This is a genomic window from Lactiplantibacillus daowaiensis (assembly GCF_005405085.1).
Lineage (GTDB): Bacteria > Bacillota > Bacilli > Lactobacillales > Lactobacillaceae > Lactiplantibacillus > Lactiplantibacillus daowaiensis.
Genome location: NZ_BJDJ01000009.1, coordinates 88961 through 111673, shown reverse-complemented (window position 1 = coordinate 111673; position 22713 = coordinate 88961). Strand labels below are relative to the sequence as shown.

Annotated in this window: 35 protein-coding genes; 4 read left to right on the top strand and 31 right to left on the bottom strand. The window is 42.7% G+C overall.

All coding sequences use genetic code 11. The features are described from left to right. Positions 1–106: 106 nt before the first annotated feature. Complete coding sequence (gene pplA, locus FFM75_RS07460; RefSeq protein WP_137628543.1) at positions 107–1030, bottom strand: extracellular electron transfer flavoprotein PplA; 924 nt, start codon at positions 1028–1030, stop codon at positions 107–109. A gap of 286 nt (positions 1031–1316) precedes the next feature. Between pplA and FFM75_RS07455 the strand changes: the two genes are divergently transcribed. From FFM75_RS07455 to FFM75_RS07440, 4 genes are all read left to right on the top strand, one after another. Continuing rightward, positions 1317–3224 (top strand): NAD(P)/FAD-dependent oxidoreductase, encoded by a 1908-nt coding sequence (locus tag FFM75_RS07455; protein ID WP_137628542.1) that lies wholly within the window; start codon positions 1317–1319, stop codon positions 3222–3224. 93 nt (positions 3225–3317) lie between these two features. Further along, positions 3318–3812, top strand: a complete 495-nt coding sequence (locus FFM75_RS07450) for a NusG domain II-containing protein (protein WP_137628541.1) — start codon at positions 3318–3320, stop codon at positions 3810–3812. Positions 3813–3817: 5 nt separating this feature from the next. Next, positions 3818–4387, top strand: coding sequence for a Gx transporter family protein (locus tag FFM75_RS07445; protein ID WP_137628540.1), 570 nt, complete (start codon positions 3818–3820; stop codon positions 4385–4387). A 5-nt stretch (positions 4388–4392) separates the two neighbouring features. After that, positions 4393–5382, top strand: a complete 990-nt coding sequence (locus FFM75_RS07440; protein WP_137628539.1) for a polyprenyl synthetase family protein — start codon at positions 4393–4395, stop codon at positions 5380–5382. A gap of 212 nt (positions 5383–5594) precedes the next feature. On the opposite strand, the gene rplQ is transcribed toward FFM75_RS07440, so the two are convergent. The 30 genes from rplQ to fusA all read right to left on the bottom strand — a co-directional run bounded on the left by rplQ (position 5595) and on the right by fusA (position 22670). Further along, positions 5595–5978, bottom strand: coding sequence for a 50S ribosomal protein L17 (rplQ, locus tag FFM75_RS07435; RefSeq protein ID WP_137628538.1), 384 nt, complete (start codon positions 5976–5978; stop codon positions 5595–5597). 21 nt (positions 5979–5999) lie between these two features. Beyond that, on the bottom strand, positions 6000–6944 hold the full coding sequence (locus FFM75_RS07430) for a DNA-directed RNA polymerase subunit alpha (protein ID WP_137628537.1): 945 nt from the start codon (positions 6942–6944) through the stop codon (positions 6000–6002). An 86-nt stretch (positions 6945–7030) separates the two neighbouring features. After that, a complete protein-coding gene (gene rpsK / locus FFM75_RS07425) occupies positions 7031–7420 on the bottom strand; it encodes a 30S ribosomal protein S11 (RefSeq protein ID WP_003641266.1) in 390 nt (129 codons plus the stop codon). Between the two features lie 24 nt (positions 7421–7444). Beyond that, positions 7445–7810, bottom strand: coding sequence for a 30S ribosomal protein S13 (gene rpsM / locus FFM75_RS07420; protein WP_130845138.1), 366 nt, complete (start codon positions 7808–7810; stop codon positions 7445–7447). A gap of 27 nt (positions 7811–7837) precedes the next feature. Further along, the gene (gene rpmJ, locus FFM75_RS07415) at positions 7838–7957 is read right to left on the bottom strand and encodes a 50S ribosomal protein L36 (RefSeq protein ID WP_003638083.1); all 120 of its coding nucleotides are present in this window, start codon (positions 7955–7957) and stop codon (positions 7838–7840) included. A gap of 36 nt (positions 7958–7993) precedes the next feature. Beyond that, positions 7994–8212 carry a translation initiation factor IF-1 gene (infA, locus tag FFM75_RS07410; protein WP_003638082.1) on the bottom strand — a complete coding sequence of 73 codons (219 nt, stop codon included), beginning with the start codon at positions 8210–8212 and terminating at the stop codon, positions 7994–7996. Between the two features lie 180 nt (positions 8213–8392). After that, the gene (locus FFM75_RS07405) at positions 8393–9043 is read right to left on the bottom strand and encodes an adenylate kinase (RefSeq protein ID WP_307722392.1); all 651 of its coding nucleotides are present in this window, start codon (positions 9041–9043) and stop codon (positions 8393–8395) included. A gap of 66 nt (positions 9044–9109) precedes the next feature. Further along, entirely contained in the window at positions 9110–10405 is a 1296-nt protein-coding gene (secY, locus tag FFM75_RS07400) for a preprotein translocase subunit SecY (RefSeq protein ID WP_137628535.1), read from the bottom strand. A gap of 1 nt (position 10406) precedes the next feature. Further along, positions 10407–10838, bottom strand: coding sequence for a 50S ribosomal protein L15 (rplO, locus tag FFM75_RS07395; RefSeq protein WP_130845134.1), 432 nt, complete (start codon positions 10836–10838; stop codon positions 10407–10409). Positions 10839–10869: 31 nt separating this feature from the next. Further along, complete coding sequence (rpmD, locus tag FFM75_RS07390) at positions 10870–11052, bottom strand: 50S ribosomal protein L30 (protein WP_137628534.1); 183 nt, start codon at positions 11050–11052, stop codon at positions 10870–10872. 13 nt (positions 11053–11065) lie between these two features. Continuing rightward, complete coding sequence (gene rpsE / locus FFM75_RS07385) at positions 11066–11566, bottom strand: 30S ribosomal protein S5 (RefSeq protein WP_137628533.1); 501 nt, start codon at positions 11564–11566, stop codon at positions 11066–11068. Positions 11567–11586: 20 nt separating this feature from the next. Then, a complete protein-coding gene (gene rplR, locus FFM75_RS07380) occupies positions 11587–11952 on the bottom strand; it encodes a 50S ribosomal protein L18 (RefSeq protein ID WP_307722391.1) in 366 nt (121 codons plus the stop codon). Positions 11953–11986: 34 nt separating this feature from the next. Continuing rightward, positions 11987–12523, bottom strand: coding sequence for a 50S ribosomal protein L6 (gene rplF / locus FFM75_RS07375; RefSeq protein WP_137628531.1), 537 nt, complete (start codon positions 12521–12523; stop codon positions 11987–11989). Between the two features lie 29 nt (positions 12524–12552). Next, complete coding sequence (gene rpsH, locus FFM75_RS07370; RefSeq protein ID WP_003638074.1) at positions 12553–12948, bottom strand: 30S ribosomal protein S8; 396 nt, start codon at positions 12946–12948, stop codon at positions 12553–12555. A 33-nt stretch (positions 12949–12981) separates the two neighbouring features. Then, a complete protein-coding gene (locus FFM75_RS07365) occupies positions 12982–13167 on the bottom strand; it encodes a type Z 30S ribosomal protein S14 (RefSeq protein ID WP_130845128.1) in 186 nt (61 codons plus the stop codon). Positions 13168–13188: 21 nt separating this feature from the next. Then, positions 13189–13731 (bottom strand): 50S ribosomal protein L5, encoded by a 543-nt coding sequence (gene rplE / locus FFM75_RS07360; protein ID WP_137628530.1) that lies wholly within the window; start codon positions 13729–13731, stop codon positions 13189–13191. Positions 13732–13762: 31 nt separating this feature from the next. Beyond that, positions 13763–14074, bottom strand: coding sequence for a 50S ribosomal protein L24 (rplX, locus tag FFM75_RS07355; RefSeq protein WP_137628529.1), 312 nt, complete (start codon positions 14072–14074; stop codon positions 13763–13765). A 33-nt stretch (positions 14075–14107) separates the two neighbouring features. Beyond that, on the bottom strand, positions 14108–14476 hold the full coding sequence (rplN, locus tag FFM75_RS07350) for a 50S ribosomal protein L14 (RefSeq protein ID WP_003638070.1): 369 nt from the start codon (positions 14474–14476) through the stop codon (positions 14108–14110). Positions 14477–14518: 42 nt separating this feature from the next. Then, positions 14519–14788 carry a 30S ribosomal protein S17 gene (gene rpsQ / locus FFM75_RS07345; protein ID WP_024624520.1) on the bottom strand — a complete coding sequence of 90 codons (270 nt, stop codon included), beginning with the start codon at positions 14786–14788 and terminating at the stop codon, positions 14519–14521. Positions 14789–14810: 22 nt separating this feature from the next. Beyond that, positions 14811–15005 carry a 50S ribosomal protein L29 gene (rpmC, locus tag FFM75_RS07340; protein ID WP_024624521.1) on the bottom strand — a complete coding sequence of 65 codons (195 nt, stop codon included), beginning with the start codon at positions 15003–15005 and terminating at the stop codon, positions 14811–14813. Beyond that, positions 14995–15429, bottom strand: a complete 435-nt coding sequence (rplP, locus tag FFM75_RS07335; protein ID WP_130845125.1) for a 50S ribosomal protein L16 — start codon at positions 15427–15429, stop codon at positions 14995–14997. The genes rpmC and rplP overlap by 11 nt, the downstream gene beginning before the upstream one ends. Before the next feature lie 2 nt (positions 15430–15431). After that, complete coding sequence (gene rpsC, locus FFM75_RS07330; protein WP_137628528.1) at positions 15432–16088, bottom strand: 30S ribosomal protein S3; 657 nt, start codon at positions 16086–16088, stop codon at positions 15432–15434. A gap of 13 nt (positions 16089–16101) precedes the next feature. Further along, the gene (gene rplV, locus FFM75_RS07325; protein ID WP_003638065.1) at positions 16102–16449 is read right to left on the bottom strand and encodes a 50S ribosomal protein L22; all 348 of its coding nucleotides are present in this window, start codon (positions 16447–16449) and stop codon (positions 16102–16104) included. A 20-nt stretch (positions 16450–16469) separates the two neighbouring features. Continuing rightward, a complete protein-coding gene (rpsS, locus tag FFM75_RS07320; RefSeq protein ID WP_024624524.1) occupies positions 16470–16745 on the bottom strand; it encodes a 30S ribosomal protein S19 in 276 nt (91 codons plus the stop codon). Between the two features lie 39 nt (positions 16746–16784). Then, a complete protein-coding gene (rplB, locus tag FFM75_RS07315; RefSeq protein WP_137628527.1) occupies positions 16785–17624 on the bottom strand; it encodes a 50S ribosomal protein L2 in 840 nt (279 codons plus the stop codon). Between the two features lie 24 nt (positions 17625–17648). Further along, positions 17649–17942, bottom strand: coding sequence for a 50S ribosomal protein L23 (gene rplW / locus FFM75_RS07310; protein ID WP_137628526.1), 294 nt, complete (start codon positions 17940–17942; stop codon positions 17649–17651). Then, positions 17942–18565 carry a 50S ribosomal protein L4 gene (gene rplD, locus FFM75_RS07305; protein WP_137628525.1) on the bottom strand — a complete coding sequence of 208 codons (624 nt, stop codon included), beginning with the start codon at positions 18563–18565 and terminating at the stop codon, positions 17942–17944. The genes rplW and rplD overlap by 1 nt, the downstream gene beginning before the upstream one ends. A gap of 18 nt (positions 18566–18583) precedes the next feature. Continuing rightward, entirely contained in the window at positions 18584–19213 is a 630-nt protein-coding gene (gene rplC, locus FFM75_RS07300; RefSeq protein ID WP_137628524.1) for a 50S ribosomal protein L3, read from the bottom strand. Positions 19214–19246: 33 nt separating this feature from the next. Next, positions 19247–19555 (bottom strand): 30S ribosomal protein S10, encoded by a 309-nt coding sequence (rpsJ, locus tag FFM75_RS07295; protein WP_024624529.1) that lies wholly within the window; start codon positions 19553–19555, stop codon positions 19247–19249. Between the two features lie 1018 nt (positions 19556–20573). After that, positions 20574–22670, bottom strand: coding sequence for an elongation factor G (gene fusA / locus FFM75_RS07290; RefSeq protein WP_137628523.1), 2097 nt, complete (start codon positions 22668–22670; stop codon positions 20574–20576). Between the last annotated feature and the right edge of the window lie 43 nt (positions 22671–22713).

Genomic DNA, 22713 nt, shown 5'->3' with positions numbered 1-22713 from the left:
ATATCAAAAACAGGTCTGGAAAAATCCGAAGATTTTTCCAGACCTGTTTTGTTTCTAGAGACTTATGTCACAGCCTCCTCAAAATATTGATGAACTTTAACTAAACTTATTCAGCGAAAACCATGTTGTCAACGCTAATAGTCTTAGTATCACCCTTTTGTGCAGCGTTTTGTAATTGTTCTGCATATAAGATGAAGGTGTTTGATGATTCAGTTGCACCAGTGACAACATCAACCTTAGTTGGGTCACTTGATTTAACTAATGACTTGTTCAAAGCTGGTTGATAAGTCTTAGGGTTAGTCTTTGAAATCTTCTTCATTTGCTTATTGTAAGCAGCATCGTCAACTTTTGACTTGCCCTTCTTATTAACTTGGTCAAATGCAGACTTCGTAATCTTGTTATTCTTAACGGTGATTGTGAAGGTGTCACGATAGCCGTGTGAATAGTTCTTTTCAGCTAACTTGTAAGTGCCATCTTTCATCTTGGCACCGTTGTTGATCTTGATCGTAGCCGTGTTGCCAGCTTGGGCAGCTTGAACTAATTGTTGCGCATAGTTTTGGAAAGTCTTTGATGATTCAGTCGCACCTGAAACAACGTCGATTGTTGAAACGTTACCAGTTGCAGCCGCGCCTTCCAAGGCCTTGTTCAATTTAGGTTCGTAAGTCTTAGGGTTAGTCCCTGAAACTTTCTTCATTTGTTTGTTGTATGACGAATCATCAACCTTTGATTTACCATTCTTGTTAACTTGGTCATAACTTGACTTCGTAATCTTACCTTTACTATTAACGGTAATGCTGAACTTAGTCTTGTAACCATGTGAATAGTTTTCTTCGGCGAGTTTATAAGTCCCCGCTTTCATTTTGCTACCAGCCGTTAATTTAGCAACCTTGGTAGTTGATGATGAGCTAGATGAAGAACTCTTCTTTGATGATGATGAACTTGAACTCGATGAAGAACTCCCACAACCTGCTAATGCTAATGCAGAAATCGCAACTACTGATGCACCTGTAATAACTGACTTAAACTTCATAATATCCCACTCCTAACCTTTTTGTATGAAAATTCACATTAATCTTAACGTTTATTATCAGTTTAGTCAATCTAATTTTATAAAAATAATCGTATTTAGACCGTTTAGTGTCGCCATTGGTGACGCTTTACCGTTTAAGAACCTCACCCAACTAATCCCCGTCCGATATAATGTGATTTATTATGCATTCTAATCAATAATTCATAGACAAACGCTTCCATAACTTATATAATTGTTAGTGGAATTATTACTTTTTTTATTATTTATTCAAGGGAGTTGTTACGCAATGGCAAAGAAAAATATTGTCGTTGTCGGCGCGGGTTTTGCTGGGGTTTATGCGACTAAGAAATTAGCCAAGCATTTTAAGAAGAATCCTGACGTTGAAATCACGTTAATCGACCGGCACTCGTACTTCACGTACATGACTGAACTACATGAAGTTGCGACCGAACGGGTTGAACCAGAACATATCCAATACGATTTGCAACGGTTATTCTCACGGCGCAAGAATGTTCGATTAGTGACCGATACGGTCAAGAACATTGACAAGGACAAGCAAACCGTCATCACCGAAAACGGCAGTTATCAATATGATCAATTGTTAATTAGTTTAGGTGGCGAATCGAACGATTTCGGGACCCCTGGGGTCAAGGAATTCGGTTATGAATTGTGGTCCTTCGAACAAGCGATGGCATTACGGGCACATTTGGCTGAAATCATCCGCCGCGGTGCTGCTGAATTAGATCCAGCTAAACGTAAAGCAATGTTAACATTGACTGTTTGTGGCTCTGGTTTTACCGGTTCTGAATTGATTGGTGAATTAATTGAATATCGTGACGTTTTAGCACGCGATAACAAATTGGATCCAAATGAAATCACCTTACAATTAGTTGAAGCAGCGCCAACCATTATTAACATGTTAAATCGGACGCAAGCTGGTAAGGCTGAAAAGTACATGACCAAGCATGGCGTGGATATCATGACCAACTCAATGATTACTGAAGTGTGTGAAGACCACGTTAACTTAAAGGGCCAAGATCCAATTCAGACATATACCTTGATTTGGACAGCTGGGGTTCGTGCCAATAGTGTTGTTAAGAACTTTGGTATCGAAACCAACCCACGCGGTGGCCGTTTGATGGCTAATGAATTCATGCAAGCTAAGGATTGCGACAACATTTTCTTAGCTGGGGATTCTACAAGTTATCAAGAACCCGGTCAACCACGGCCAGTACCACAAATCGTACAAGGGGCCGAAGAAACCGCGGCCACTGCGGTTCAAGGAATCATTAAGAACATTGACAATACCGATAAAGAAATCAAGCCTTTCCATGGCGCTTATCAAGCTTCTGTGGATTCAATTGGCTCAAAATATGCGGTTGCCCAAGTTTTAGATAATTGGAACGTTTCCGGCTTCATCGCAGTGATGTTGAAGCATGCCATCAACTGGTTGTATTACGTTCAAATTTTCTCTGGGTACTACTTATTCCAATACTTCATGCACGAATTCTTCCGGACTCGCAATCGTCGGAATGTCTTCCGTGGTTGGACGTCACGGATGGGGAATGTGTTGTGGAGTGTCCCACTACGGTTCTTCTATGGCGCTATGTGGCTATGGGACTGCTGGACTAAGGTTCAAGGTTCTGAATCATGGTTCACTGATAAACTACGCTTGCCATTTAGTTGGATCCAAGTTGCTGCTACTAGTGGTGCCAGTGAAGCAGCCACTAAAGCAACCAGTGGTGCCAGTGAAGCGGCAAGTTCTGCTGCTAAAGCAACCAAAGGGGTCTTCAGTTTATCGTACATGTACGGTAAGGATCCATTGATGGTCTTTGAAAAGTCACCACACTGGTTCGAAGCGGTCACGAAAGTCTTTATTCCAAACATGCAAATGGCCCTCTTCTTCCAGAAGTTCATGACTTGTGTTGAAATCATCATCGCCTTATGTATCTTCTTTGGTCTTTTCTCATGGTTAGCAAATGCGATCACCATTGGTTTGGTCGTCGTCTTCTGCTTATCTGGGATGTTCTACTGGGTTAACATCTGGATGGTCTTTGTGGCCCTTGCCTTAATGAATGGTTCCGGCCGGACATTTGGGTTAGACTACTGGGTTGTGCCGTGGATGCAAAAGCACTTCGGACACTGGTGGTACGGCAATGTCAGCTCCCATTACGATGCTGTCAAAACCCGCTAGATGCGTTATAATTAATTGAATAGTTTCCCGATGGTTCAAGGGTAGCTTTTACCTTGAACCATTTTTTATTGAATCAAATCAGGAGGGGTAATGATGCATCGATTAAAAGCGGCACACCAAGTCTTAAAACGCTATGGTGGCATGATTCGACCCTTTGATTATGTCATTGTTGTGGCGTTGCTCGTGTTATCGTTTACGCCCCTGGTCGTCTTTTCCTATCAACAACGTCAACAGGCCGTGCGTGAAGCTCAAATTGCCAAGCAGCAAGCCAAGCAACCGGCCCGCCACACGTTAACAGCAGTCGTATCACATAATGGTACCGTTTTAAAAAAAGTCAATCTGACGGATTTAAAACAAATGATTCACTATACGTACCGTGCTAAAGATGGTGATTATAACCGCGTCACGTTCGAACCTAAGCGCGTCGCCATCACCAAAGCGAATTGCTCAGATCAAGTTTGTATCCGTCGTGGGTGGATCAAAAAACCTGGTCAAACGATCGTCTGTTTACCGCATAAACTCTTAATTGAAATCAAGTCTAGCACCGGTCACGTCAAGTCCGGCGGTAACGGACTGGTTACGGAGTAAGCCTATTGAATAATTCGTATGAACAATCTAATCGGACCCACCGCAATATTTACATTGCGTTATTAGTCGCCCAGGGGGTCATCATCGGCATCTTAGAGCGCATGATTCCCTTCCCTTTTGCATTTGCACCAGGCGCAAAACTAGGGTTGGCCAACTTAATTACTATCGTGGCCATTTTCACGCTCTCCTTGCGTGATGTGATCACCTTAACTTGGTTACGGCTCATCTTAACCGCATTATTAGGTGGCACGCTATCGACCTTTCTGTATAGTTTTGGAGGCGCATTTTTAAGTTTATTTTCAATGTTGCTGGTCAAACAACTCGGTCCAAAACGCGTGAGCATTATTGGTATTTCGGCAACTGGGGGCGTCATGCATAACGTGGGGCAACTGCTGATTGCTAGTCTCATCGCACAAACTTGGACTGTCATGTTGTACTTACCGATTCTCTCCATTATTGGGATTGCCGCTGGGGTGGCGTTGGGGATTGCCGCCAATTATTTATTTACTCACGTCACAATTCTCAGCTATTTACGTTTTAATCATGAACAGCAACCAAGTAAAAAGAAGGAGTAATTGTCATGCAAGCAACGCAACTACATCCATTATGGCGCGACTACCCGGCCTTACAGCCGGAATTAGCCCAAGTCATGCAATTGATGGATGATAATATTAATCTATCCGACCCCGCTATTACTGAAGCCATTTTGGCCATGATTCACAGCGGTGGCAAACTCCTACGACCGGCTTATTGTTTGCTTTTCTCGCAATTCAAAGCCACCGATCGTCAACGCATGATTGCCTTAGCTGCCTCACTAGAAACCTTGCACACGGCAACTTTGATTCATGATGATATTTTAGATGACGCTAAGTTACGCCGGCATCAAGTTAGTATTCAAGAACAATTCGGGAAAGATGTTGCCGTTTATGCTGGCGATTACTTGTTTGTCGTGGTCTTCAAGATTTTAGCCCACTACTCCAGTAGTTTTCGCAGCATCCAACTTAACTCCGAAAATATGGAAAAGATTTTAATCGGTGAAATCCATCAAAAAGACCGGCATTACTTACTGGACGTTACTTTAGATCAATATAAAGAACAAATCCAAGGTAAAACGGCCGAACTATTTGGACTTAGCTGCTTCTTGGGGGCCTATGAATCTGGTCAAGGTGAACTCTTCGCCAATAAAGCCCGCAAGATCGGCATTGCCATCGGGATGGCTTTCCAAATCTTAGACGATATTTTGGACTACCAAGAAACCAGTCATGAGATTGGCAAGCCGATTTTAGAAGACGTCGCTGAAGGCGTCTACACGTCGCCGCTTATTTTTGCCCTACAAACCGAGTACCGCCAACAACTCTTACCTCTCTTGCGCAAACAAGGCCAAATAACCGTCGCTGAGCGCGAACAGGTCCAAACCTTAGTCCGTGCAGCTGGCGGTGTTGAACAAGCTCAGCAGCTTGCAACAGCCTATACAAACACCGCGTTGCGCCTGCTTAAGCGGCTACCAAAAGTTCCAGCCCAACAGATGTTAACGCAACTAACCCAACAGTTACTTTACCGTCATAATTAAGTTAACAAAAAAAGCCCGATGCAACAGCTAACACGCTGTTACATCGGGCTTTTTAGTTGTCTAATTCAAGTCAGAAAAAAATCACTTAAGACTGCGATACGCCATCTATGTTGAACATAAATAACTTCCGAACTAGACTTAGTTACTTGTTGCAGTAACCACCATCATAACGTCCGTCAACCAGCAATCCCAGTGATCCGTAAAAACTTTAATTAGTCAACGAGTTCCAAGACAACCATTTGTGCACCGTCGCCACGACGAGGCATAGTCTTGTAAATTCGTGTGTAACCACCATTGCGGTCAGCATATTGAGGACCTAAGTCACTAAATAGCTTTTGCAAAGCAGTTTGTACAGTTACGTTGTCGCCATCTTCTTTAACATCGGCAACAATGTCGCGCATAAATGCAGCGGCTTGACGACGAGCATGTAAGTCGCCCTTCTTAGCCAATGAAATCATCTTATCAGCAGTTGAACGAACTTCCTTAGCGCGGGCTTCAGTAGTTTCGATCCGGCCGTTAACGATCAATGAACTAGTCAAATCACGAAGTAAGGCACGACGTTGTGAACTTGTACGTTGTAATTTACGGTAACTCATGAACGGATATCCTCCCTTGTATTAGTCTTCTTTGCGTAATGATAACCCGAGATCAGCTAATTTTGCTTTAACTTCTTCGAGTGACTTGCGTCCAAGGTTGCGAACCTTCATCATATCAGCTTCAGTTTTGTTAGTTAATTCTTGGACCGTGTTGATACCAGCACGCTTCAAGCAATTGTATGAACGAACAGAGAGATCTAACTCTTCAATCGTCATTTCTAACATTTTTTCCTTATGCGTTTCTTCCTTCTCAACCATCACGTCAGTGTTTTTAGCTTCATCAGTGAGATTTACGAAGATTGAAAGGTGATCAGTCAGGATTTTGGCTGATAGACTAATGGCTTCACTTGGAGTGATTGAACCATTTGTCCAAACGTCTAAGGTTAACTTATCGAAATCATCACGTTGACCAACCCGCGTGTTTTCAACTTGGTAGTTGACACGTTCGATTGGAGAATATAATGAATCAACAGGCAAAACGCCAATTGGCATATCATCTTCACGATGTTTGTTATCCTCAGCGGATACATAACCACGACCAGTATTAGCAGTCATACGCATATGGAAGTGTGCGCCATCTGCGACAGTACAAATTGCCAAGTCAGGATTCAAGACTTCTACGTCCGCATCACCGATAATGTCACCGGCGGTAACGTTGGCAGGTCCCTTAACATCGATTTCCAATGTCTTAGATTCGTCTGATTCCAACTTAAGTGCAATCTTCTTGACGTTCAAGATAATCGCCGTAACGTCTTCTGTTACGCCTTCAATCGTTGAAAATTCATGAAGAACACCATCAATTTGGATACTGGTAACAGCAGCGCCAGGTAAAGAAGAAAGAAGAATCCGACGAAGTGAATTCCCTAAAGTTGTACCATAACCACGTTCAAGTGGTTCTACAACAAACTTACCATAGTTGTCGTTTTCATCAATTTTATGAATGTTAGGTTTTTCAAATTCAATCATTCTTATCTTTTACCCCTTTCAAAACGCGTGGTGTTTAGTAGTTGTGCGTACAAAATGAAGTTTGCCCTCAAAATGAACGTCACAGATTAAACACGACGGCGCTTTGGAGGACGAGAACCATTATGAGGAACTGGCGTAACATCACGAATTGCACTAACTTCCAAACCAGTGGCTTGTAAAGCACGGATTGCAGCTTCACGACCTGAACCAGGACCTTTAACAGCGACTTCAACAGTCTTCATGCCATGTTCCATTGATGCCTTAGCAGCAGCTTCTGCGGCCATTTGAGCAGCAAAAGGTGTTGACTTACGACTACCCTTGAAACCTAATGAACCAGCTGATGACCAAGCAATAGCGTTACCTTGCATGTCAGTGATCATCACAAGTGTGTTGTTGAACGTTGAATGGATGTGAGCCACACCGGATTCAATGTTCTTTTTTACCCGACGACGACGGGTTGTCTTTCTAGTTGCCATAAAATTCGAAAACCTCCCTTATAATTATTTTTTACGTCCAGCGATGCTGACTTTTTTACCCTTACGAGTACGAGCATTGTTCTTCGTGTGTTGACCACGAACTGGTAAACCACGACGATGACGCATACCACGGTATGAACCGATTTCTTGAAGTAACTTGATGTTCAAGCTAACTTCACGACGTAAGTCACCTTCAGTTTTGTAACCGTCAACGACGGCACGGATCTTATCTTCTTGTTCAGGAGTTAAGTCGCGTACACGAACGTCTTCTGAAACGCCGGCTTCAGCAAGGATCTTCTTTGCAGAAGTATTACCGATACCGAAAATGTAAGTCAAACCGATGACAATACGCTTGTCACGTGGTAAGTCAATTCCTTCAATACGAGCCATTAATTTTTCACCTCCGACTTAGTTAAATTATTTACCTTGGCGTTGCTTATGCTTTGGATTAGCAGAGCAGATAATCATCACGCGGCCTTTACGACGAATAACTTTGCAGTGTTCGCACATAGGCTTTACAGATGGTCTTACTTTCATGAATATTTACCTCCTATAAGGTACGAAGCGTCGCCCCTATTTGAAACGATAGGTAATGCGACCCTTAGTTAAATCATAAGGTGACATTTCGACTGTAACCTTGTCACCAGGCAAGATACGAATGTAATGCATCCGAATTTTACCAGAAACGTGAGCTAAGATTTCAGCGCCGTTTTCAAGTTCGACTTTGAACATTGCGTTAGGCAGTGTTTCTTTAATAGTCCCTTGAATTTCGATGACGTCTTCCTTTGCCAAGTAGTTGTCCCTCCTTATTATCTTGGTTTCGTGCTACCACGTATTTGGTCCGCTTTTCGAACCAGTCGTTGTTTAAATTATGATTAAGTTAATCCTAAATTATTCAACGGCTAAACCTGAATAAGTTTATCACAACGGCATTTGAAAAGCAAATGAGGCCACTGCTAGTGGGACAATTTGTTAAAGGTTGTCAAGGATAGTTTTAATATCTTGATAAACGACATCAATGTCGCGATCACCATCGACATTGTGTAATAAGTTTTCTTTGCCATAAAAATCGATCAATGGTGTGTTCAACTTAACGTTGACATCCAACCGATTTTTAACAGTAGCTGGCTTATCATCATCCCGTTGATAGAAATCATGACCGCCACAAACATCACAAGTGCCTTCAACCTTTGGCTTGTTATACAACTTATGATAAGTTGCACCACAAGTCCGGCAGATGAAGCGACCCGAAAGCCGTTCAACTAACACACTAGGTTCAACATGGATGTTGATGACGCCGTCCAATGGCTTGTTCAAATCTTTACCGATTTGTTCGAGCGCATGAGCTTGATCAATATTACGTGGATAACCATCAAGTAAGAAGCCATTAGCCGTATCGCTTTCAGCTAACCGTTCCTTAACGATGCCATTAGTGACTTCGTCAGGAACCAAGTTACCTTGGTCGATATACTTTTTAGCTTCAATACCCATTTTGGTTTCGTTCTTAATTGCTGCCCGGAAGATATCACCCGTTGAAATATGAGGAATATCAAAATCTTCAAGGATCTTCTGTGCTTGAGTACCCTTACCGGCACCTGGCAAACCCATCAAAATCAGGTTCATTGTTCCCATAGTTTTTTCCTCCTATAATGCACAAATGTGCTGAGTCTCCCCAACACACTCGCTTGATTAACGAATGAAACCGACGTAGTCACGCTTCATCATTAACCCTTTAATTTGACGAATTGTTTCAAGGGCAACCCCAACAACGATTAACAAGCTGGTCCCACCTAAACCAATTGATTCATCTAAGCCCCAGATATCTGAAGCCAACAATGGAATCAAGGAAATTAATCCAAGGTAAAGCGCACCAACGGTACTTAACCGCATTAACAATTTTGAAACCCAGTCTTGGGTATCCTTACCAGGCCAGACGCCTGGAATATAGCTGCCTTGCTTTTGTAAATTCTTCGATAATTTTTCAGGATTGACCTGAACAAAGGCATAGAAGAAAGTGAAAAGCACAATCAAGACGGTGTATAAGATCGCCCCGGGTGTTGACTGCATATTGAAGATACTACTCATAACTGTGTACCAAGTTTCGTCACCATGACTGGATTGGAAACCAAGTAAAATCGTTTGTGGCGTTGCGATGAAAGAACTCGCGAAGATAACGGGAATAACCCCGGCAACATTCACCTTAAGTGGTAGGTAACTACTGTCAGGTGCACCAGCTGCACGGCGCGTATATTGAATTGGTACCCGGTCATTAGCTTGTTCAACCCACGTTACGAACATAACAATTAGGATGACCAAGACTAATAAACCAAGACAAAACAGAATACTTTGCCACCATTGACTCTTAGCAACATTGACAAATTGTTCTTGATAAATTTGATAAAGTGACGTTGGGGTCCGAGCAATAATCCCGGCGAAGATAATGATAGAAACACCATTACCCATCCCACGGTCAGTGATCATATCCCCTAACCAAGTCGTAAACATCGCACCACCGGTCAAAATGATCCCGATAGTTAAGTATGTCGACACACTTAGATTATTCACTAATTTAAGTGAACTCAAGGAGTTGAACCCAGCCGTGATCCCAATCGATTGAACGAAAGCTAAGATGATCGTTAAGTAACGGGTTGCTTGATTAAGCTTCCGTCGCCCAACTTCACCTTGCTTGCCCCATTCAACAAATTTAGGAACAATGTCCATTTGCAATAATTGGACAATGATTTGTGCAGTAATGTAAGGGGATACCCCCATAGCAAGGATGGAATAATTTGTTAAACCGCCACCACTGAATGTATTCAACATACTTATAAGTCCAGATGATGCAACGGATTGAAGCGCCTTTGCATTAACTCCTGGAACTGTGATATAAGAGCCAAGACGAAATACAATCAAAACGCCCAACGTGAACAGAATTTTATTCCGAATATCCTTAACTTTCAGAGCGTCCTTCATGGTAGTCAGCAAGTTAGATCACCTCAGTTTTACCGCCAGCAGCTTCGATTGCCTTAACAGCAGATTCGGAGAACTTGCTTGCCTTGACCGTTAACTTTTTGGTGAGTTCGCCATTGCCAAGAATCTTGACAGCAGCGCTCTTCTTAACCAAGCCGGCAGCCTTTAATGATTCAGGTGTTACTTCAGCACCATCATCAAAACGGTTTAAACCATCAAGGTTAACAACCGCATATTCTTTACGGTTGATATTAGTAAATCCACGTTTTGGAATCCGACGGTACAATGGCATTTGGCCACCTTCGAATCCAACACGAACCTTACTACGCGCCTTTTGACCCTTTTGGCCACGACCAGAAGTCTTACCTTGGCCACTTGAGTCGCCACGACCAATCCGACGACGTGAAAAACGTGAACCTTCACTTGGTGTTAATTCATGTAACTTCATCTAGTAGGCACCTCCTCTTTAAATATTTTAATTACTTAATGATTTCCACATCAACTAAATGAGCGATATGGAAGATTTGACCGCGAGTTGCTGCGTCATCTGGCTTAATAACTGAGCTGTTTACTCGGCCTAAACCTAATTCCTTAACGATTGTACGTTGCTTAGGAAGACGATGAGCCGCACTGCGCACTAAAGTGATCTTTAATTGAGCCATGTTGTTTGTCCTCCTATTCAGCTAAATGTTCAACTGAAACGCCACGTAAAGCAGCAATTTGTTCAGCTTTCTTTAAGCTCTTTAAGCCTTCAAACGTTGCACGAACAACGTTAACTGGCGTGTTTGAGCCAAGACGCTTACTTGTAACATCATCAATACCAGCCAATTCCATGACGGCACGAACGGCGCCACCAGCGGCAACACCAGAACCTTCAACGGCAGGCTTAAGCATGATGCGGCCACCACCGTAAACTCCGAGTGCTTCATGAGGAATGGTTGTACCGACCATAGGTACGGTGATCAAGTTCTTTTTAGCAGCTTCAGATGCTTTCCGAATTGCTTCAGGAACTTCTTGAGCCTTACCAGTACCAAAACCAACGTGTCCTTTGTGGTCACCAACGATTACCAATGCGGCAAAGCGAAGACGACGACCACCTTTAACAACTTTAGTAATCCGGTTGATGGCAACAACATTATCGTCAAGATCTAATTTTGATGGATCAATGAAAGTCATGTGGTATTATTCCTCCTTTGTTAGAATTTAAGTCCGTTTTCACGAGCGGCTTCAGCCAAAGCTTGAACCCGACCATGATATAAGTAACCGCCACGATCGAAGACAACGTCAGCAATCTTCTTTTCAGCAGCACGCTTTGCAACAATTTCGCCAACTGAAGCAGCTTTTTCACTCTTGGTGTTGCCAGTTACTTCGCTATCTAATGTTGAGGCACTTGCGAGCGTTACACCCTCTACATCATCAATAACTTGAGCGTAGATGTTTTTGTTTGAACGATAAACATTTAAGCGTGGGCGCTCAGCAGTACCAGAAATCTTACCGCGGACACGAGCGTGACGACGTTGACGTGTCTTATTTTTATCTGGTTTTGAAATCACAATAGTCACCTCTAATATATAGTATGGACAGCACTAAGCTGCATTATTTACCAGTTTTACCTTCCTTACGACGAACATATTCATCGACGTAACGAATCCCTTTACCTTTGTAAGGTTCAGGTGAACGAATTGCCCGAACTTCGGCAGCAAAGTCACCAACAGCTTGCTTACCAATACCAGAGATATTGATGTGCGTGTTGTCAGGAACTTCAACTGTTAAGTCTGCAGGTGTTTCGAATTCAACAGGATGTGAGTAACCAACGCTTAATACTAATTTCTTGCCTTGCAATTGGGCACGGTAACCAACACCGACCAATTGAAGGTTCTTAGTAAAGCCTTTAGTAACCCCTTCAACCATGTTGTTAACATTAGCACGGGTAGTACCGTGTAATGCCTTCATCTTGAAATCATCAGTTGGGCGTGTGAATTTAACTTCGTTGCCTTCAACTGCCATCGTAATTTCGCTAGCAATCTTACGCGTTAAAGTACCTTTAGGGCCCTTAACCGTAACGTCTTCACCAGCTTGTGATACTTCTACCCCAGCAGGTAGTTCAATTACTTTATAACCAATACGACTCACTTACTTGCACCTCCCGTCTTAATTATTTATTACCAAACGTAAGCTAAAACTTCGCCGCCAAGCTTCTTAGCACGAGCTTCTTTATCAGTAATGACGCCTTCTGAAGTTGAGATAATAGCAATACCTAAGCCGTTTAACACCTTAGGAACAGCATCAGCTTTAACATATGAACGCAAACCAGGTTTTGAAATACGCTTCAAACCACTGATTACCCGTTCGTTGTCTTTACCATACTTCAAGAAGACACGGATGATGCCCTGTTTGTCATCATCGATGTATTCAACGTCGCGAACAAAACCTTCATTCTTTAAAATTTCGGCAATGTTGCGTTTGATTTTTGATGCAGGAACTTCTAATGAATCGTGGCGTACCATGTTAGCGTTACGGATACGAGTCAAGAAATCTGCGATTGGATCAGTCATCATGAAAGTTTAACCTCCTTTAACTTGGGTTCGTTTTTACCAGCTGGCCTTTTTCATGCCAGGGATTTGACCTTTGTGGGCCAGGTCGCGTAAGCAGAGACGGCACAAGTGGAATTTACGGTAAACTGAATGTGGACGACCACAACGTTCGCAACGAGTATAGTTTTGAACAGCAAATTTCGCACCACGTTTTTGTTTAGCAATTAGTGATTTTTTAGCCAACTTCGATTAACCCCCTTCGGATTATTTAGCAAATGGCATGCCAAATTGAGTTAACAACTCGCGTGATTCTTCATCACTTTCAGCAGTTGTTACAATTACAATGTCCAAACCGCGTACACGGTTAACATTATCATAGTTGATTTCTGGGAAGATCAATTGTTCACGGACACCCAATGTGTAGTTACCGCGACCATCAAATGAACGAGTACTTACACCATGGAAGTCACGAACACGTGGTAATGATACGTTGATCAATTTGTCCAAGAAGTCATACATACGTTCACCACGTAAGTCAACCTTGGCACCAATTGCCATACCTTCACGAAGACGGAAACCGGCGATAGATTTCTTTGCGCGGGTAACCAAAGGTTTTTGGCCGGCGATCAAAGTCAATTCTTCAACAGCTTCGTCTAAGTTCTTAGCGTTGGTAACTGCATCACCAACACCCATGTTCAAAACGATTTTTGCCAGCTTAGGTACTTGCATAACTGAAGTGTAATTAAACTTGTCTACTAATGCTGGAACGATTTCTTTGTCATATTGAGCTTTTAAACGGTTTTCCATGAAACTTGCTTCCTCCTTTCAGTCAGAAATATTAGTTTTCTAAGTCTTTGCCAGACTTCTTCGCAAAGCGAACACGCTTGCCATCTTCACGACGAACACCTAAACGAGTAGGTTCGTTAGTTGATGGGTCAAGGAACATAACGTTAGAAGCATCGATTGGTGCTTCGACATCAACGATACCGCCTTGTGGGTTAACGTTCGTAGGTTTTTGGTGTTTCTTGATCTTGTTAACACCTTCGACAACGACACGGTTCTTGTCAGAAATTACCTTTTTAACAGTACCTTCTTGACCACGATCCTTACCGCTGATTACACGAACTTTATCACCAGTTTTAATCAACATTAGGTTGCGCACCTCCTTATTTACGGTGTGTGACTACAGAACTTCTGGAGCTAATGAAACGATACGCATGAAGTCTTTATCACGTAATTCACGAGCGACCGGGCCAAAGATACGAGTACCTTGAGGGGTCTTGTCATCACGGATAATAACTGCAGCATTTTCGTCAAATTTGATGTATGAACCGTCAGCACGGTGTACACCAGACTTAGTCCGAACGATTACTGCCTTAACGACATCATGAGCTTTGACAACACCACCGGGTGTTGCTTGTTTAACCGTAGCAACGATGATATCACCAATATTAGCAGTTTTACGACCAGAACCACCTAATACCTTAATAGTAAGGATTTCACGGGCACCGGAGTTGTCAGCAACTTTTAAACGACTTTCTTGTTGGATCACAGTAAGTGTCCTCCCTTCATGTAATTTTATTCAGCTAATAAACTAGATAATAACAGCTTTTTGAACAACTTCAATTAAGCGGAAACGCTTTGTAGCTGAAAGAGGACGAGTTTCCATGATCTTAACGATATCGCCAGTCTTGGCTTCATTGTTTTCATCATGAGCCTTGAATTTCTTTGAATAACGAACACGCTTGCCGTAAACCGGATGGTTCTTGTAAGTTTCGACAATGACAACGATGGTTTTGTCCATCTTATCAGAAACAACGCGTCCTTGGATCACCTTACGGCTGTTACGAGTATCTTCACTCATTCGTGATTGCCTCCTTTATACTCTACTTGTTTAACTCTTGTTCACGCAACGCAGTTTTAATACGCGCAATATTCTTACGAACTTGTTTTAAACGAGCGGTGTTTTCAAGCTGACCAGTGGCCAATTGAAAACGCAAGTTGAAAAGTTCGTCTTTGTAAGACTTTTCTTTTTCGAGCATTTCAGCAGTGGACAATGCCTTAATTTCTTTAGCCTTCATCTGATTCGCCACCTACTTCCTCACGCTTAACAATCTTAGTTTTCACAGGTAACTTCGTGCCGGCTAAGCGCAAAGCTTCGCGAGCAACTTCTTCAGGAACGCCACCGACTTCAAACATAACCTTGTTACGTTTTACTGGGGCAACCCAACCTGCAGGAGTACCTTTCCCATTACCCATCCGCACACCAACACCTTTTTCAGTGTAGGACTTGTGAGGGAAAATCTTAATCCATACTTTACCGCCACGCTTCATGTAACGGTTCATAGCAACACGGGCAGCTTCAATCTGCCGGTTACTAATCCAGTGTGATTCGAGTGTTTGTAAACCGAATTCACCAAAAGCAACTGTCTTACCGCCCTTAGCTTCACCGCGCATTTTACCACGATGAACACGACGATACTTAACCCGTTTAGGTACCAGCATGTTTATTTTCCTCCTTTATCTGCAGATTTCTTTTCTGGCAAGATTTCGCCACGGTAGATCCATGTCTTAACACCGAGCTTACCATAAGTAGTCATGGCTTCAACCCATGAATAATCAATGTCAGCACGGAGTGTATGCAATGGAACAGTACCGTCTGAGTATGCTTCAACACGTGACATGTCGGCACCGTTTAAACGGCCGGCAACTTGTGTCTTAATACCCTTGGCGCCTGAACGCATAGTACGTTGCATCGCACCACGCATCGCACGACGGAAAGCAACACGGCCTTCCAATTGACGAGCAATACTTTCACCAACTAATTTAGCATCTAAATCAGGTTTCTTGATTTCGATGATGTTGATGTGTACTCGTTTACCAGTTAAATTGTTCAATTCTTTACGAAGTGCTTCTACTTCAGAACCACCCTTACCGATAACCATCCCTGGTTTTGCGGTATGGATTGAAATGTTCACGCGATTTGCAGCGCGTTCGATTTCAACGGTGGAGACGGAAGCGTCGGCAAGTCGTTTTTCAATATACTTACGGATACGTAAATCTTCGTTTAAGTAAGCAGCAAAATCTTTTTCAGCATACCATTTTGCTTCCCAGTCGCGAATGATTCCGACACGTAATCCGGTTGGATTTACTTTTTGACCCACGCGTTATTCCCTCCTATTTTTCAGTAACTGTGATCGTAATGTGGCTAGTCCGCTTGTTGATTGGTGAAGCAGAACCTTTGGCACGTGGACGGAACCGTTTTAAGGTTGGTCCTTCGTTGACGAAGGCTTCGCTTACGACCAAATCTTCACGATCTAAGTCAAAGTTGTTTTCAGCGTTAGCAACTGCTGAAAGTAGTACTTTTTCTACTACTGGTGAAGCACCCCGTGGAGTAAACTTCAAAATTGCAAGTGCTTCGGCAACGCTTTTACCTCTGATAAGATCGACAACTAGGCGGACCTTACGAGCGGCGATACGAACAGTTTTTGCAGTTGCGCGTGCAGATGTTACTTGTTCAGCCATTCTTTATATCCTCCTAACTATTACTTCGTTGTCTTATCGTCTGTACCATGACCATGGAAAGTCCGTGTAGGAACAAATTCGCCTAACTTGTGACCTACCATATCGTCTTGGATATAAACTGGGACATGCTTACGCCCATCATAAACAGCGATTGTGTACCCAATAAAACTTGGGAAAATTGTTGAACGACGTGACCACGTCTTGATGACAGATTTCTTGTCAGAATCAGATTGTGCATCGATTTTCTTTAATAAATGCGCATCTGCGAAAGGTCCCTTCTTTAAACTACGACCCATCGTGTGACCTCCTCTCGAGAACTACAGTAATTTCAAATATTAGTGCTTGCCTGGGCGACGACCACGAACAATAAGCTTGTTTGAACGAGCCTTCTTGTTCCGAGTCTTCTTCCCAAGGGTCTTCTTACCCCATGGAGACATTGGAGATGGATGACCGATTGGAGCCTTACCTTCACCACCACCATGAGGGTGATCGTTAGGGTTCATTACAGAACCACGAACTGTTGGACGCTTACCTTGCCAACGAGAACGACCGGCTTTACCTGAGTTGATCAATTCATGTTGTTCATTACCAACAGTACCAATAGTAGCACGGCTAGTTAAAAGAACTAAACGAACTTCACCAGATGACAAACGTACGATAGCGTACTTGCCTTCCTTACCAAGTAATTGCGCAGAGGTACCAGCTGAACGAGCTAATTGGCCACCCTTACCAGGTTTTAATTCGATGTTGTGAATCACAGTACCAACTGGAATGTTAGTTAATGGCAATGCGTTACCAACCTTGATATCGGCTTCGACACCTGATTGAACTTGCATCCCAACTTCCAAACCTTTTGGTGCTAAGATATATGACTTAATCCCGTCAGCGTATACCAATAAGGCAATGTTAGCTGTCCGGTTTGGATCATATTCGATTGCTTTAACCGTAGCTGGAACTTCATCTTTAATCCGCTTGAAGTCAACTAAACGGTATTGTTGTTTATGACCGCCACCACGATGACGAACAGTAATGTGACCATAACTGTTACGACCGGCAGTGTGACTTTGTGAGTCTAATAATGACTTTTCTGGTTTCGTCTTAGTGATTTCTGAGAAATCAGAAGCAGTCATATTACGACGGCCGTTAGTGGTTGGTTTATACTTCTTAATACCCACTAGAGTTACCTCCTATAATAAGATTTATTGTTGATCGTCGTTGAACAACTTAATTTCGTTTGAATCAGGAGTTAAGGTAACAATGGCCTTACGACGCTTCTTAGTGTAACCGGCGTAACGGCCTTGGCGCTTAAGCTTCCCTTTAACGTTCATTACGTTAACTTTAACGACTTTGACATCGAAGATTTCTTCGATAGCCTTTTTAACTTGAGTTTTAGTTGCCTGTACGTTGACATCAAATGTATAGCGCTTGTCGTCCAAGTCAGCCATTGATGATTCAGTAATTACAGGACGTAAAATTACATCGCGTGCTTCCATTATGCGAGCGCCTCCCCTAATTGATCGAGGGCTTTTTGGGTAACGACTAATTTGTCACTGTTAGCGACATCTAAGACGTTAACGCCATTGGCTTTGAGGATCTTAACATTTGGTAAGTTCCGACCTGCCAAAGCAGCCTTTTCGTTGTCGTCTTCAACCAAAACAAGGGTCTTGGTGTTGACGTTGAGGTTACTTAATACATTAGCAAATTCCTTAGTCTTTGGTTCGTTGAAAGCTAAAGCTTCAACTGCAACTAAGCTACTGTCCAATACTTTTTGTGAAAGGACGGACTTCAAAGCTAAGCGCATAACCTTCTTAGGTAATTTGTAGCTGTATGAACGTGGAGTTGGTCCGAAGACAATCCCACCTTTACGCCATTGTGGTGAACGGATTGAACCTTGACGTGCACGACCAGTACCCTTTTGACGCCATGGCTTCTTACCACCACCGCGACGAGCACTACGGTTCTTAACTGCATGTGTCCCTTGACGTAATGATGCTCGTTGCATCATGATGGCGTCAAAGACCACGTTTTCGTTTGGTTCAATACCAAATACGGCTTCGTTTAAATCAACGTCACCATTTTGAGTACCGTCTTGTTTAAATAATGCTACGCTAGTCATGTATTATGTCCTCCTTTCTTATTTACTCTTTACAGATGTTTTGATCGTTACAAATGATTTGTTTGCGCCAGGGACATTACCCTTAATTAATAAGACATTGTTTTCAACGTCGGCACGAACAACTTGTAAGTTTTGCATCGTCCGTTGGTGATTACCCATCCGGCCTGGTAATTTCTTACCTTTGAAGACACGGTTGATAATGGCACCCATTGAACCAGGACGACGATGGTAACGAGACCCATGGGCCATTGGTCCACGACTTTGACCGTCTTTATGGATGTTACCTTGGTAACCATGACCTTTGGTGATACCCGTAACGTCAACTGCGTCACCGGCTGTAAAGATATCAGCCTTGACTTCGTCACCTACTGTGTAATCTCCTAGCTCAACATTACGAATTTCACGAATGAAGCGCTTAGGAGCCGTTTTTGCTTTTGCTGCATGACCTTGAGCAGGTTTGTTGCTTAAGACTTCACGCTTATCATCGACACCTAATTGAATTGCTTCGTAACCGTCGTTTTCAACAGTTTTAACTTGCAACACAACGTTAGGTTGAGTTTCGATGACAGTAACTGGGATTAATTCCCCGTCTTCAGTGAAGACTTGCGTCATTCCTACCTTTTTCCCTAAGATTCCTTTAGTGGTCATGAGTACACCTCCAATTAATTGATTTATTTTGTATTAAAGCTTGATTTCAATATCTACACCGCTAGGCAAGTCTAACTTCATTAATGAGTCGACTGTCTTTGGCGTTGGGTTAACGATATCGATTAACCGCTTGTGAGTCCGCATTTCGAATTGTTCGCGTGACTTCTTGAACTTATGTGGTGAACGGAGAACCGTGTACACAGTACGTTCAGTAGGCAATGGAATTGGACCTGAAATAGTAGCACCAGTTCTCTTTGCCGTTTCAACAATCTTGTCAGCAGATTGATCAAGAATACGGTGTTCGTATGCCTTTAAACGGATACGAATTTTTTGCTTTGCCATTGTTGTGACCTCCTTCGTCTATTTTGAAAAATAAGACTAGCTCCGTGAAAATTACCGCCACGTCCCATGACAATGTGGCCGGGCGTGTCGCAACCTTTCACATCAAAGCTAACTACGACTACTTGATGCCGGGGGATACAGCTATCCCCTTCTAAATACCAAGCACAATCTATAATAACTGAAAAGCTTTGTAATAGCAAGTGCTTCCGCACTATTTTCAAACCATCGCTGTAAACCGTGTTACCTTTTTTCGAACCAGCATCAATAAATGTAACATAAATTAGATCAAAATAGTAGTGTTTTCACATTTTTCTTTTAATCTCAACCTTTAGTCACGTCCCTTGAAGCTGCGCTCGTCATTTTTAAACTACTGTGACAGCTCACTGCCAATTGGCTCAAAAATCAAACCGGCGATTACGCACAACGATGTTTAGTATCATACGCGCAATTTGCTAGCCTTGCAAGTAGAACCACATTTTATTTTTAGTTACGGTGCTTTATCGACCTTCGACACACACATTGGTCACTGTCGCATGACTGAAAGAGTTTTATCGGCAAGTTAAACCACCATGGCCAATTAGTTGGTGAGCGTCTACGATCACTTTTAATCTGCGCTGTCGCCTGCCATCATCGCTGACATGTAAAAGACCGCTAGTCGTGTTTAAGTTATCCAGGTGCCAAAAGAACCGCATCGGCGCATTGATTACCTTGGCTCACATTCCAATATCATTGATTACATCCAAAGCTGGTTCAAACTAGACTCAACTACCTTTGCACGCAAACGTGTGCTTATCAGGCGCATTTTAAGTTCTTCTTGTCCCCAGTAGCGTATACTTATGCATCAAAAACGCATAAATCACGTAAATATTCATTCCTAAAGCTACTCAAAACGGCGTTATCATGCGCTCGCTCGCCAGTAAAAGCAGGATAACTTGATTAATTCCTACTATATTATATGGATCTGAGTACAAAAAAAGACGCTGAGGATAATTCCTCAACGTCTTTGAAAGTCTCAAGCTTATTCGGCAGGAGTACCGCCATTCTTCTTGATGATTTCTTCTTGGACTGTCTTTGGTACCTTTTGGTAATGATCAAAGGTCATTGTGAAAGTCCCACGGCCTTGCGTTGCAGAACGTAAAGTCGTTGCGTAACCAAACATTTCGGCCAATGGTACGAAAGCGTGAACTTCTTGTGCGTTCCCACGTTCTTCCATACCTTCGATATTACCACGACGAGCGGTAACGTGACCCATAACATCACCTAAGTAATCTTCTGGGGCAACAATATCAACCTTCATGATTGGTTCCAAGATAACTGGGCCAGCAGTCTTAACGGCATTCCGTAAAGCTAATGACGCAGCAATCTTGAAGGCAGCTTCACTAGAATCGACATCATGGTAAGACCCATCATAGAGCTTAGCCTTAACGTCAACTAATGGATAGCCAGCTAACACACCGTTAGCCATAGCTTCCTTCAAACCTTGTTCAACTGAAGGAATGTATTCGCGAGGAACAACCCCACCGACGATGGCATCTTCGAATTCGAAGCCTTTACCTTCTTCGTTAGGTGTAAATTCAACCCAAACATCCCCATATTGACCTTTACCACCAGATTGGTGAACGAACTTACCTTGAACTTGCGTTGATTTGGTGAAAGTTTCACGATATGAAACTTGAGGTGCACCAACAGTTGCTTCAACGTTGAATTCACGACGCATCCGGTCAACGATGATGTCCAAATGCAATTCACCCATCCCAGCGATTAAAGTTTCACCAGTTTCTTGGTTAGTTTCAGCCTTGAAAGTAGGATCTTCTTCAGAAAGCTTTTGTAAGGCAACGTTCATCTTATCTTGGTCAGCCTTAGTCTTAGGTTCAACGGCAACTTGGATAACTGGATCAGGGAATTCCATTGATTCCAAATGATATGGATGTTCAATAGAAGTCAATGAATCACCAGTTGTGGTGTTCTTCAAACCAATCGCAGCGGCGATATCACCAGAGAATACTTCTGGGATTTCTTTCCGTTGGTTAGAATGCATTTGAAGTAAACGACCAACCCGTTCACGCTTGTCCTTAGTTGCGTTCAAGACGTATGAACCAGATTCCAAAGTCCCTTGGTATACCCGGATGAAAGTCAACCGACCAACGAATGGGTCAGTCGCAACCTTAAATGCTAAGGCAGCGAAAGGCTTGTCATCACCGGCAATCAAGTCGATGTCTTCATCAGTTTCAGGATCAGTGGCCTTATATGGCTTAACATCAAGTGGTGATGGTAAGTAGTCCACAACAGCATCCATTAACATTTGAACACCCTTGTTCTTGAAGGCTGAACCAGCTAAAACAGGGAAGAATTCAAGACTTAAAGTCCCTTTACGGATAGCAGCTTTGATTTCATCTTTAGAGATTTCTTCACCACTAAGGTATTTTTCCATGATTTCATCATCGATATCAGCTAAAGCTTCAATCAAGTCATCACGAGCAGCTTGGGCTTCTTCTTTGTATTCGTCAGGAACGTCAACAGTATCCCATTCAGTACCAAGTTGATCTTCATCATAAAGGTCAGCTTTCATTTCGATCAAGTCAATGACCCCTTCGAAATTGTCTTCGGCACCAATTGGTAATTGGATAGCGTGGGCGTTAGCTTGTAAACGATCATTGATCGTGCTTACAGAGTACTTAAAGTCCGCACCGATTTTGTCCATCTTGTTAACGAAAACGATCCGGGGAACGTTATACGTTGATGCTTGACGCCAAACAGTTTCAGTTTGAGGTTCAACACCAGATTGGGCATCCAACACGGCGATGGCACCATCTAAAACCCGAAGTGAACGTTCAACTTCAACAGTGAAGTCAACGTGTCCTGGGGTATCGATGATGTTAATGCGGTGGTTTTTCCACTGAGCAGTTGTCGCAGCAGAAGTAATGGTAATCCCACGTTCTTGTTCTTGGGCCATCCAGTCCATTTGTGAAGCACCATCATGGGTTTCACCAATTTTATGGATTTTACCAGTATAGTACAAGATACGTTCGGTAGTGGTAGTTTTACCAGCATCGATATGGGCCATAATACCAATGTTACGAGTCTTATCGAGTGAAAATTCTCTTGTATTAGCCATTAGAAAATGTGTTACTCCTCTCAATTTAAATGGAAACGATTAA